Genomic DNA, 13,098 nt, shown 5'->3' on the forward strand with positions numbered 1-13,098 from the left:
AAACTAAAAACTTTGGATAATTCTAAAGTAATCCGTCAAATACTTTCATTTAATTTCAACCATATTCATTGTCGCATTACAAAGGTAAAACAAACTTTCATTATGACATTTATAATAGCCGAAAATGAGTCAAAAACTACAAAACATGCTTTATAAATATGTTCAAAAATAGCATATTTTTAAATCATTGTCAATAATATATTTCATATATTGCATCCCTTAGCTAAAAATCGAATACTTTTTTAACGCCAAACTTTAATTATAATATGGAATACTGTATATTTTCGTTCGCCGCCGATATTGAGCAGGTAAAAAAAGTCTTTGATTCACACGATTCATTATTATTCGATCAAATTCAAGATAATGATGTGTTTAAAAATTATGCAAGTCAAGACTTGGAGAATCAGGTATCAACCAAAGAAGCTCTTAGACAAATAATACATGGGGAGCCTTATAAGAAACATTCTGCACATGCCTACTGGTATGCTCTGATTTCTATTTTCGCTTTTCTGGGACAACAGCTACCATATAATCAGGATATAGAACTGGATAACGAAACCGAAATGATAGATAGTTACCTTAGGTCTGACTTTGGCATCGAAACTACTGTTGCTGAAGTATTATTAAATAATTTTCCCGATTTAGGGTTACCCGATGTTGCGACCTTTCCATTAGCCGGAGCAATCTCTCCTCTACAAATATCTTTACTATCTGACGAATTGCAAAACGTCATACTAACCAATAGCCAAATAGATTTGTTATGGCAAACCCAAAAAGAAAAAGATGAGACTAAAGCCTTTGTCTATAACAGCATCAAGGGATTCAAAGAAAACATTGATTTCTGTAATGAAAATAACCTTAGTCTCATCTCATTTTGTCATTGATGCACCTTATCCACAGTCCTTAAAAAAGGAATATATTTAAATCTATATTCTGAAATAAACATTGATAACAGAATAAGACCTCCTCCTATAATGGTGCGTATGGTAATAGGTTCGCTAATCAATACATAGGCTGCCAGCGTTGCGAAAACGGGTTCACATAGATAAGTAAGCGCCACCTTTTCTTCTTCTATATATTTTTGAGAAACATTTTGTATTCCATACATATAAGCTGTTGCGAAAATTCCGGTAAATAGAACTGCTTTCCATACATTCCAATCCATAGGCAATACCATGTGGCTGAAATCGACAGTAGCAAAAGCCAATACCGCATAAACTATTGTACAAGTATATAATTGCACAATAACCAACGATATAGTTTCTACCTTGTTATTGTATTTTCCAACCATCAACACATAGGCTGCGAAGGCTATTGCACCACCCACAGCATACATATCACCTCTATTGAAACTACTACCGGCAGAAGCCATCGCAATTACATACAAACCCGCCAAAGCCATTGTACAAGCAAGCCATGTTTTGGGTTTAATAGCTTTACGAAATACACAAAACTTAAGAATAGGTATCAACAATACGTCCATACCCGAAATAAAAGAAGCATTAGCCGACGATGTATATTGCAAACCAATTGTTTGTAATAAAATAGCCAAAAGTAGGGGTATACCTACCCATACACCATATTTGATTGTTTGCCAATTTATCTGTTTCAATTGCTTAGAAAACAAGATTGACAACACCAGTGCTGCAAGCAGGAAACGATACATTAAAAATGAAAATGGATGGACGATAGAGATGCCTTCCTTAACAAGAGGGAACGAGATTCCCCAAAAAGCTGTACCTAGCACTAAAAGACCTAAGTAAATTCTACTTTTCTTCATTACTCAAATAATTTAAATTTTACATTAAACTATTAGGGCATGTAAAAACAAAAATTTACAAAAAGTTTGCATATATCCCCGATTCTCTTCCCTAATGTTGGGATACAGCGCAAAAAACCTTATCTAAGGTGCAAAGTTATAACACTTTGATCAAAAAAACAACCCCCTACAATAAAAAATTGAGGGGGCTGTCTGTATAAGTTGAAGTATTAACCTTATTCAGTCCAATCGGCAATTATTGTTTGACGATCGTAAGTATATGCACTGAAATATCCTAAGGCTCCACCTTTAATATTACTTGTAGGATTGGTCAACGAAGAACTTATTCTTCCTAAAGTTTCGAAGAAGGTATAAGCTCCTTTATCCAAAAGCTGGTGCTCTATTGTAATAGTATCACCTTTCTTGATCGGGTCTTCAGTACTGCCGTTTTCTTTATAAGCAGGAACTATACGGCTCATATAAAACCCTTCGCGATCGTCTGTATCTGTTGCATCCTCATCGAGTTTCTTACGTTTGCCGTTTATATACAACAGCTCTCTGTAATAATTCTTCGATCCTTTAGGATCTTGAAAGTGAATCATCGGAAACGCGTATTTAAATAAAGGAATAGGATACATGGTAATAGAATCGATCTTCACTGTGTGTGGAGACATCGCAGATGATGCTGTATACTCTTGCCCCTCTACAGTAACTTTCAGGTTGTAAGTCCGTCCGGGAACTCCTTTCAGATTTTTAGACCTGTACATACCATCATCAGACATCTGTAAAATTTCAGAATTTCCTGTATTATCCGAAACAGAAACAAGGGCTCCTAAAACCGGATCGAACGTATTATCACTAATAAAGTTTTTCGACATCGTAAGTTTTACCTTGGCAAGCGAATCGGCTGTTACAAGCCCTTCGATCACCAATTTGGGCTCAGCGGATTTAAGATCAACATCTATTTCTTTTTCACACGACGTGAATACGAAAAGCGATATTATTGCTGCAATTGTTGTTATATGTTTATTGATATTGATATTCATATTTTATTTGAACTTTAATTTATAAAATGATACGCTTAGAATCGGAAATTCCACGAAATAGATGGAACAAAACGGAATAATGAATATTGGTACGCCGATGATTTCGAAGGATCGTCGTCATTCGTTCGGAACTCAATAAAATAAGTATTCTCACGACCATAGGCATTGTACAAGCTAAATGCCAGTTCCGAATAGAATTTCTTTGTTTTTTTCAATACACAAGTTGCACCTAAATCGAGACGATGATAATCAGGAGCTCTGTAGCCGTTTCTTTCGGCATAATATACTATTTCTTTGCCATCTACCTGATATTTTCCACTGGGATATGTGACTGCATTTCCGGTGTAATATATCCAGGCACCCGAAAGCGTCCATTTATCATTCAAATTATACATTGCCACCATCGAAATTTCGTGTGTTCTGTCCTGAACAGCATCATACCATTCATTATTATTGATACCATCAATCTTCTTTTCGGATTTCGACAAGGTATAACCAACCCATCCGCTCAACCTTCCAACTCGTTTTTTGAAGAGAAATTCAATACCGTATGCCCTACCCTTACCGAATAAAAGTTCGGTTTCCACATCATCATTACCGTATGTCAGTGCATTGTCCTTAAAATCGATTTGATTTCTCATATCCTTATAATATACCTCTGCACTAAATTCGAAAAGATTGTTGGCGAAATTACGGAAATACCCTAATGTAAACTGATCGGCAATCTGAGGTTTTATATTGTTAGAGGTGGATACCCAACGGTCGTAAGGCGTTGCAAATGTTGAATTCGACAACAAGTGCATACTTTGAGTAGTTCTTGCATAGGCTGCCTTTATTGACGATACATTGTTCAACCTGTAAGCCGTAGAAAAGCGTGGCTCCAAATTAAGGTATGTTTTTACAAACTCACCCGATTTATAAGATACCGTATCGATAACTTCATGGTTTTCATTGAGATTATAAAAATCGCCTGCACCTAAAACCGAGAATGCCGACACCCTCAATCCATACATTATTTCGAGACGATCGGTAGCCTTCAATGTGTTTGAAGCAAAGACACCGTTTTCCCAGGAATATCTGTTTTGTAAACGTCTGGAAACACCTTTATCCAACGGTATATCTAATTTTCCGGGAGCAATATCATGGTATGTAGAGTGTACCCCCAGTTTCCATGTAGAAGCCGCACTTTGCAAATAAGTAAACTCCTGTTTCAAAGCATAATCATTTATTATAGACGCTATATGTATATCCTGATTCATATCCACAGCTATATTATATGAATACCTGTTGTAGATTAGAGCCGTAGATGAATTCCACTTATTACTCATCGTTCTGTTCCACTTAAGAGTTCCAACGGTATTACCCCAATCGGTATCTACCACATCGGCTATGCCCAATTTATCCTGACCGGTATATGCTGTGAAAGTCAAACGATCTTTATCCGAAAGCTGAAAATTCAATTTCATATTCAAGTCATAAAAATACAAAGTTGTATTCTTAATATCTTCCGACCCGAACGCACGAGCTATTACATCGGCATATGTGCGTCTCGCACCTACGATAAAGCTCGATTTTCCTTTCTTTATAGGACCTTCCACATTCAGTTTAGAAGAAATAAGCCCCAGTCCTCCGTTCACATGATAGTCTTGATTATCCCCGTCACGCATCTGAACATCCAGAATCGAAGACAAACGCTCTCCGTATTGAGAAGGTAAAGCTCCTTTATATAAAGTAACATCCCTTACCATATCTGAGTTAAATGCCGAGAAGAAACCCATCAAGTGAGAGGCATTATACACACCTACGTTGTCAAGCAATACAAGATTCTGGTCGGAACTACCTCCACGAACATAGAAACCTGTCCCCCCTTCTCCTGCCGATTTAACACCCGGCATCAATTGGATTGCTTTTACTAAATCGCGTTCTCCAAATAGTACAGGTAATTTATTTATTTCCTGAATACTCATCTTTTCTACGCCTGTTTGTACACTCGCAATATTCTCATCAGCTCTTCTTGATGAAACTACTACTTCATTCAAATCGATAGAGGAAGATTCAAGCGATATATTCTCTACAATATCTTTAGTTAAAGAAATCTTCACTTTTTTATCTTCATACCCAACATACCTGACAATTAAAGAATAGTTTCCTTTGGGTAAAGTAATTTTATACTCACCGTTATTGTTAGTAAAAACGCCTGTTGCCGTTTTTTCAAGTACTCCGACAGGCACTCCCGCGAGAACCTCATTTGTCTTTTCGTCTACAATCTTACCTCGTACAGTATAGTTTTGTGCAATTGCCGAAAGTGGCAATAAAAAGAATAGGATAAACCCAAAACTTAGCCTAAAAAACTTGCTCATATTAGTATATAAAATTAGATATCGTTTCTCGTCAAAATTCTTTTGGAGTCGCAAAGATATTAAAAGCATAACTTTTAACAGCTAAATTACGTTAAACTCTCCCATTTAGTTCATAAATATAATTGATATGATCAATGTGTTACCCTTTTACTCTTGCAAGAAATAATATATAACCATAACATAGCAAAAGGAATACATCAAAAAAGCTTACTTTATTAACTTTTAGATAAAGTTCAGATTAAGAAATTTCCTTTCTGTTTCTTCTACAAAAGAATAACAAATAAACCTTACTTTAAAGAGATTATCGACGAACTACATTATTAACAGGACAAACTGCAAAAATTCTATGTTGTTTTATAGATATGGAATTCTCACAATAAACCGACTTCTTGTTTTCGAAACCTCTATTTCTTTATCATATAGCGTATATTGCTTTTGCAGATTGCTTAATCCATGCCCGCTCTCTTCTACATTAAGACGCGGTTGTATATTATTTGTTACTTCGATATAATCTGAAGTTATACTTATCTCCACAAGAAGAGGTCTATCGACAGATACAACATTGTGCTTTATTGCATTCTCGATCAATAACTGAATGCTGACAGGAATTACCTGCTTTTGTATCTCGCGGTTTCCCGCTATATTTATTTGCAGAGCATCTTCAAATCTTATCAACAGCAAATAAAGATAAGACTCTACAAATGATATCTCGTCCTTCACCAATACGCTTTTCTGAGTATTGGTAGACAATAAGTATCTGTACACATTCGATAACTTCTTAGTGTATATATTTGCTCTTTGAGGATCTTCAAATATCAGCGAGGATAAAACATTCAGACTATTAAATAAAAAATGCGGATGCACCTGAGTTTTTAAGGTAGAGTACAAATACTCTATTTTTTCCTTCTCTATCACAGCAATGTGTTTTTGAGATTCCAATTGACGTTGATTATAGAAAAACAACTCAAGTATCAAAATAATAAAGGAATTACCCAATACTAATATAATAAGGGATGGTAGTTCCGGATAGACAGCCTCTTCAAAAAACAAGTTACCAAATACATAGTTAAGCAGAAAAGAATATGTACAAGCAAATACAAGAGATACAAATAGTTCGAAACTAACACGTATGTATATATTGTCTTTGTATTTAAAATATTTATTAGAAGTATGAACAATCAATAAGCTTACAAACCCCATAATTATCACAAAAGGCAAGTCCGAAATAAGCCCTTTATAAAAGCTCTCCTCATCCAGACCGGTCATAACATAGTAGACCCACTCAAACAAAAATTCAAAAAAAGCAATAATGATGATGAAAATTATAATATTGCCTTTTCGACTATTTACCATAACCAATTTGCTTTTATTATACGATTCCATCAACCCACTTCAAAAAGTCTGCAACCCGTATTCTACTAACCAGAATCTCGTGAGGACATTCGGGCTGAAAGGAAAGTTTGAGACGGCTATTAAAATATTTTGATATATCGCGTATTGCTTTTATATTAGTGATGCAATTACGTGAAGCCCGAAAGAAAATCGATTTTCCCAGAAGCTTTTCCAATTCATCCAATGTATAATCAATAATATACCGTTTGTTATCAAACGAATGCAGAAAAACAGCCTTATCTTCACTATAAAAAAACGCAATATCCTTTGCTTCAATATAGAAATAAGAATCTCCCTTTTGAATAAGAAAACGGCTTTTTACCTTTTGAGTTATCACTTCCCCCAACTGTCTATAATCAAAAGAAGTTTGTTTTGATTGGTAAAACTGCTCATATTTTATTAGAGCATCTCTCAGGTCATTCTCTTCAATGGGCTTCAATAAATAATCAATACTATTCAATTTAAAAGCTTGCACAGCATGCTCATCATAAGCAGTCGTAAAAATAACAGGTGTAGACACTGAGACATGGTTGAATATTTCGAAGCAGTCACCATCCGCCAACCTTATATCCAACATAATAAGATCTACCTTATTATTTCGGAGAAAAGAGATTGTTTGTTCAACAGTCTCCGTTCGCTCCGAAAATATGTATTCGGGGCGCAATTTACTTATCATTCGCTTTAGCTCCTCATATGCCAATCGCTCATCTTCTACTATCAGGTATTTTATATGTTGTTGGGACTGAATCATATCAAAATAAATATACAATTTAGACTCAAAGGTATGACATTATAGATATTATCTCAAAATAACCATCCGATTTCAGATAAACTTTAATATTTTGAAGATCAATTTTAGAATATCTATACTAATCTTAAAAAAATTCAAGGCTAAAGTTAATTTTGCAACATCAACAACACAGTATGCTTAAAAGATCAAATACCTCTTTTTCTCCTCATAAGTCGAAATCTTATAACCATATTTTTTCTACCTTTATCAGTAAAAAAAATAAAGATGAAATCAATAATACAAAAGGCACTTTTATATTCTATCTTATTCTTCACCACAATAACAGCTTCTGCACAAAATAAAGATTGGGCAAATATAAATCGTTATCAAGCCAACAACAAAGAACTTATGGGATCAACAAAGCAAATTGACGCAGTTTTTATAGGAAATTCTATTACTGAAAACTGGGTAGGCTTAGACCGCGATTTTTTCATCAATAATAATTATATAGGACGAGGCATAAGTGGACAAACAAGTGCACAGATTCTGCTCAGAATGAGAGAAGATGTTATTAAACTAAAACCCCGTCTGGTTGTTATAAATGCAGGCACAAATGATATTGCCGAAGGTGCAGATACATATAATCCTGAAATTACTTTGGGAAACATAATTTCGATGGTTCAATTGGCACAAGCTAATAATATAAAGGTCGTTCTGGGATTACTTTTACCGACTAAGCAGTATCGATGGAGTCCTGATATTCCCGATGTAGCTAATAAAGTTATAGATCTCAATGTCAGAATAATAAATTATGCTGATGCAAACAACATCCCGTATATCGATTATCACTCGGCACTTAAAGACAAAGACAATGGTTTGGATATAAAATATGGAGACGACGGGGTTCATCCAAAAATAAAAGGATACCGCATTATGGAACCTTTGGCTAAAGAAGCTATTGAGAAAGCATTACAACAATAAGACAGTAACAATGCAAAATATAGTTCAAGCATAGCCTTATCAGGTTATGCTTTTTCATTTCGAAACCCCTCCTACTGACATTTTGACACAAAACAAGCTATGGCAAATAATTTGCAGAATGACTACTAAAATAGAATACAAACGAAATAAAGAAAGGAGATATAATATATGAATTTCAATAACTTTACTATTAAATCTCAAGAAACTTTACAAAAAGCAATTGAGATCGTAAGAGAGAGAAATCAACAAGCAGTGGAAACCAGCCACGTATTATTATCAGCTATTTTAACAGGCGATAATATTGTGAATTTTCTCTTTCAGAAACAAGGAGTAAATCCTCAGAACCTAACTACTCTTCTCGAAAGGCAAATAGAATCCTATCCAAAAGTGATGGGAGGCGAACCCTATTTGAGCAGAGAAAGTAATGCTGCACTACAAAAAGCATCTGATCTAGCCAAAAAAATGGACGATCAGTATGTATCCATAGAGCATATTTTACTCGGTATACTTGCTGAAAAAAGTACCGCTTCTCAAATAATGAAAGATGCAGGCATTACCGAAAACGGATTGCAACAAGCTATTATTGAATTGAGAAAAGGCAGCAAAGTAGACAGCCAATCGGCAGAAGACACCTATCAGTCACTTGAGAAATTTGCAATCAATCTGACTCAAAGAGCCAGAGACGGCAAACTCGATCCTGTGATTGGTCGTGACGAAGAAATCCGTCGTGTATTGCAGATATTAAGCCGCCGCACCAAGAATAATCCTATCCTCATAGGTGAACCCGGTACAGGAAAAACAGCCATAGCCGAAGGATTAGCCTATCGGATTATTCGTGGAGATGTACCCGAAAACTTAAAAAGCAAACAAATCTATTCTTTGGATATGGGTGCTTTAATAGCAGGAGCTAAATATAAAGGAGAATTTGAAGAACGTCTCAAATCCGTAGTAAACGAAGTAACCAAAGCCGAAGGCGAAATCATCCTTTTCATCGACGAAATACACACTCTTGTAGGAGCAGGTAAAGGTGAAGGGGCAATGGATGCTGCTAACATATTAAAACCAGCTTTAGCTCGTGGCGAATTACGCTCCATCGGTGCGACAACTTTAGACGAATATCAAAAATATTTCGAAAAAGACAAGGCTCTAGAACGCAGGTTTCAGATAGTAATGGTAGACGAACCCAGCGAATTAGATACCATTTCTATCCTTAGAGGATTGAAAGAGAAGTACGAAAACCATCATCAGGTACGTATCAAAGACGAAGCTATTATTTCGGCAGTTCAGCTTTCGAGCCGCTATATAACCGACCGTTTTTTACCGGATAAAGCTATCGACTTGATGGATGAAGCCGCTGCTAAACTTCGGATGGAAGTTGATTCCGTTCCTGAAGAACTAGACGAAAAGAGCCGCCGTATCAAACAATTAGAAATTGAGCGTGAGGCTATCAAGCGTGAAAACGACAAAGATAAAGAGGCTCAACTTAGCAAAGAAATCAGTCTTCTGAAAGAAGAAGAAAAAAATTTAAGAGCCAAATGGCAATCCGAAAAAGATGTCATTAATAAAATTCAGCACAATAAAATAGAGATTGAAGACGCTAAGTTTCAAGCAGACAAAGCCGAACGCGAAGGCGATTACGGAAAAGTAGCCGAATTACGATATGGTAAAATAAAGGACCTCGAAAGTGAAATAGACAAACTGCAGTCTCAATTACACAGTATGCAAGGAAGCACTGCAATGGTAAAAGAAGAAGTAGATGCTTTTGACATAGCCGATGTGGTGTCGCGCTGGACTGGCATACCTGTCAACAAGATGCTACAAAGCGAACGCGAGAAACTACTAAATCTGGAAGATGAATTACACGAACGGGTAGTTGGTCAGAACGAAGCTATTATAGGAATCTCGAATGCCATAAGACGCAGTCGTGCAGGCTTGCAAGACCCTAAACGTCCCATAGGATCATTTATCTTTTTGGGTACAACAGGAGTTGGGAAAACCGAGTTGGCAAAAGCATTGGCTGAGTTTCTATTCGATGATGAGAATATGATGACTCGTATCGACATGAGCGAGTATCAGGAAAAATTCAGTGCTACCCGTCTGATCGGAGCACCTCCCGGATACGTAGGATATGATGAAGGTGGACAATTAACCGAAGCGATTCGGCGTAAGCCATATTCCGTAGTGCTGTTTGATGAGATAGAAAAAGCTCATCCGGATGTATTCAACATCTTGCTACAAGTATTGGATGACGGACGTTTGACCGACAATAAAGGACGAGTAGTTAATTTCAAGAACACAATTATCATCATGACCTCAAATATGGGATCAGGACTAATCAGGGAAAATTTTGCAACAATTACTCCCGAAAATCACGATGAAGTTGTAGAAACAACTAAAAAAGAAGTCTTAAGCATGTTGAAATCCAACATTCGTCCGGAGTTCTTGAATCGTATCGATGAGATAATTATGTTTGAACCTTTAAGCGAAAAGGACATCGAAAAAGTAGTCAAGATTCAATTGGAAGGTCTTGTCAAACTCCTCAAAGGAAATGGTGTTAGACTCGAATTTTCGGACGAAGCTATATCATGGATCGCTCACAAAGGATATGATCCTGAATTTGGAGCCCGTCCTGTGAAGCGTGTAATACAACGTCAGGTACTTGATACTCTGTCTAAGCGATTATTAGCTCAGTCGGTAGATAAGTCAACCCCTATCACTGTAGATATAAAAGATGGTGAATTAGAGTTCCGAAACTAAGGCAAAACTCTGCACATTAAAAACTCCGCTTCTCTTATTTTCAGAAAGGCGGAGTTTATTTTTATTTACCAGTATCAAGATAGATACAACAAATTATAGTTGTTACACTTGAAAGAACACTGAATTGACCTGAATTTTTACTCCTTTTGATGAGAAGAACGCCCCAAATAATAAAAAGCTATTAATGAACTGATTTGCAATGCAGCAATAAGCAACATTCCTCTACGGCGTCTATTTTCCCTCTTCAATTTCTTTAATTCCTCCAACGTTTGCTTCTCTATGGAAATATCCTTATTTTCAGACATAACATATTATTTTTTTAGAGGTGACAGATCATCACTTCCTATTTATTTGTTATAAACAAACCCAAACTAATTATAGTTCATTTTATAGCGACAAAGTCATCATCTAATTCTATATATTCTAAGCTTTCACTCATAATAGTTAATATCTACTAATACGAGATGATTAAATTTAGAATACACAATAAACATAAGACACAAACAACTATATATCAAAAATTTAAACTTTATATAATTAGTTATATATAATACCATAATATCTAAATTAACACGAAATACTATACTTACCTATATTAATATAACATAAAATATAAAAAGTATATATTTAAAGAAAAACTATCCAGATAAAACAAAATAGAATATTCTCCGATAAAAAGGGCAAATAAAGAAGATAATTCACTCATTATTCATAAATTAGAAAACAAAACCCAAACAAACAGATAGAATATTTAACACATTGAAAAACATCAATATAACAATTATTTCAACTATAAATCCAAACAAATTATAAAACAACAAGAGAGAGCCTTTCCATCGTAGAAGATATTTTACTCAAATAAAAGATAAGATAAGGGAAAACAGTGTAGTAAACATATATTAACATTATATGTTTCCCCTAAAAGTTATAGAATATATTATATCAATACAGATACTAACAATCAAACATCTAAAAAACATAGATACATAAGCCAAAAACATTGATTTCATCGATAATATTAACAATTAAGGCACCCTTAAATCACATATATTTAAGATATCGAACAGATATAAGTTAACATACTCATTATAAGAATTAATATAGATATATAGATAATTATATCTACAGAAAAACTATCGATGAAATCGTAAATAGAAGATAAATAAAAAAAGAAGATAAATAAAGAAGCAATTAGAAATAAAATAACCTTATAATTTTCAAAAAAGACAACGGTAAAATATGTAAGAATACAAAAATATAGCTATATTTACCTCATTTCCAATCAACTCTCATATATGAACATCATAACACTCAATCACGAAAATCTTATAGAAGAACATATCTGCTGTGCCTTAGACAGTAAAACGAGTGCCATTGGAATAGCCGAAAAAAAGGAATGGCTCAAAAACAGGATAAACGAAGGACTAAAATTCAAGAAATTGGATGCCCGAGGCAAGGTATTTATTGAATATATTCCCGTTGAAATGGGATGGTTACCGATCGAAGCAAAAGGATATATGCTTATAAACTGTCATTGGGTATCGGGTAGCTACAAAGGAAAAGGTTATGGCTCGGAATTGCTGAAAGAATGCGAAAATGAAGCAAAAAGCTCTGGAATGAAAGGAATCGTCATCTTAACGGCAAATAAGAAAAAACCTTTTTTATCAGACAAATCATTCTATTTAAAATCTGGATATGAAACAGTTGACTCCGCTCCACCCTACTTTGAGCTGATTGCTAAACGCTTTGACAATAGAGCAGAATTACCGAAGTTTGCCGATTCTGCGAAGAGAGGCTTTCCTGAAGAGATAAAAGGTATTGATATATTCTACACAGCCCAATGCCCCTTCACTGTTCCTTATATAGAACTTTTAAAGCCCATAATATTATCTTCTGATGTTCCTGTTCGTACACATCAAATAAAATCACGAGAAGAGGCTCAAAATCATTTTTGTCCCGCAACAACATACAGCGTATTTATAGATGGAAAATTCCACACCCAAGAAATACTTACCCCAACGAAGTTGAAGCAACTGATTACTAAATTATAATAAATACAAAAAGATCCCTGTC

10 protein-coding genes are annotated in these 13,098 nt (G+C 35.1%); 4 read left to right on the forward strand and 6 right to left on the reverse strand.

Annotated elements, in window-relative coordinates; genetic code table 11:
- Positions 1 to 266 precede the first annotated feature (266 nt).
- Positions 267 to 884: a DUF7691 family protein gene (locus CLV62_RS00165; RefSeq protein ID WP_110308764.1), complete on the forward strand. Its 618-nt coding sequence runs from the start codon at positions 267 to 269 to the stop codon at positions 882 to 884.
- Here CLV62_RS00165 and CLV62_RS00170 read toward each other — a convergent pair.
- From CLV62_RS00170 to CLV62_RS00190, 5 genes are all read right to left on the reverse strand, one after another.
- Positions 878 to 1,780 (reverse strand): DMT family transporter, encoded by a 903-nt coding sequence (locus tag CLV62_RS00170; RefSeq protein WP_110308765.1) that lies wholly within the window; start codon positions 1,778 to 1,780, stop codon positions 878 to 880. The two genes, CLV62_RS00165 and CLV62_RS00170, sit on opposite strands and share 7 nt — an antisense overlap.
- Before the next feature lie 215 nt (positions 1,781 to 1,995).
- The gene (locus CLV62_RS00175; protein ID WP_110308766.1) at positions 1,996 to 2,805 is read right to left on the reverse strand and encodes a DUF4249 domain-containing protein; all 810 of its coding nucleotides are present in this window, start codon (positions 2,803 to 2,805) and stop codon (positions 1,996 to 1,998) included.
- A 35-nt stretch (positions 2,806 to 2,840) separates the two neighbouring features.
- The gene (locus CLV62_RS00180; RefSeq protein WP_110308767.1) at positions 2,841 to 5,165 is read right to left on the reverse strand and encodes a TonB-dependent receptor; all 2,325 of its coding nucleotides are present in this window, start codon (positions 5,163 to 5,165) and stop codon (positions 2,841 to 2,843) included.
- Between the two features lie 354 nt (positions 5,166 to 5,519).
- Entirely contained in the window at positions 5,520 to 6,548 is a 1,029-nt protein-coding gene (locus CLV62_RS00185) for a sensor histidine kinase (RefSeq protein WP_110308768.1), read from the reverse strand.
- The gene (locus CLV62_RS00190; RefSeq protein ID WP_110308769.1) at positions 6,535 to 7,308 is read right to left on the reverse strand and encodes a LytR/AlgR family response regulator transcription factor; all 774 of its coding nucleotides are present in this window, start codon (positions 7,306 to 7,308) and stop codon (positions 6,535 to 6,537) included. The genes CLV62_RS00185 and CLV62_RS00190 overlap by 14 nt, the downstream gene beginning before the upstream one ends.
- Positions 7,309 to 7,572: 264 nt before the next feature.
- Here CLV62_RS00190 and CLV62_RS00195 point away from each other — a divergent pair, with 264 nt between their 5' ends.
- Positions 7,573 to 8,268, forward strand: a complete 696-nt coding sequence (locus CLV62_RS00195; RefSeq protein ID WP_110308770.1) for a GDSL-type esterase/lipase family protein — start codon at positions 7,573 to 7,575, stop codon at positions 8,266 to 8,268.
- Positions 8,269 to 8,436: 168 nt separating this feature from the next.
- On the forward strand, positions 8,437 to 11,025 hold the full coding sequence (gene clpB, locus CLV62_RS00200) for an ATP-dependent chaperone ClpB (RefSeq protein ID WP_110308771.1): 2,589 nt from the start codon (positions 8,437 to 8,439) through the stop codon (positions 11,023 to 11,025).
- A gap of 137 nt (positions 11,026 to 11,162) precedes the next feature.
- Here clpB and CLV62_RS21615 read toward each other — a convergent pair whose 3' ends face one another.
- Positions 11,163 to 11,330 carry a hypothetical protein gene (locus CLV62_RS21615; RefSeq protein ID WP_170119976.1) on the reverse strand — a complete coding sequence of 56 codons (168 nt, stop codon included), beginning with the start codon at positions 11,328 to 11,330 and terminating at the stop codon, positions 11,163 to 11,165.
- A gap of 990 nt (positions 11,331 to 12,320) precedes the next feature.
- On the opposite strand from CLV62_RS21615, the gene CLV62_RS00205 reads away from it, so the two are divergent.
- Positions 12,321 to 13,076: a GNAT family N-acetyltransferase gene (locus CLV62_RS00205; RefSeq protein ID WP_110308772.1), complete on the forward strand. Its 756-nt coding sequence runs from the start codon at positions 12,321 to 12,323 to the stop codon at positions 13,074 to 13,076.
- Positions 13,077 to 13,098 lie beyond the last annotated feature (22 nt).

Origin of the sequence: Indolivaga alginatilytica, from assembly GCF_003201355.1 — a bacterium.
Lineage (GTDB): Bacteria > Bacteroidota > Bacteroidia > Bacteroidales > Dysgonomonadaceae > Dysgonomonas_A > Dysgonomonas_A alginatilytica.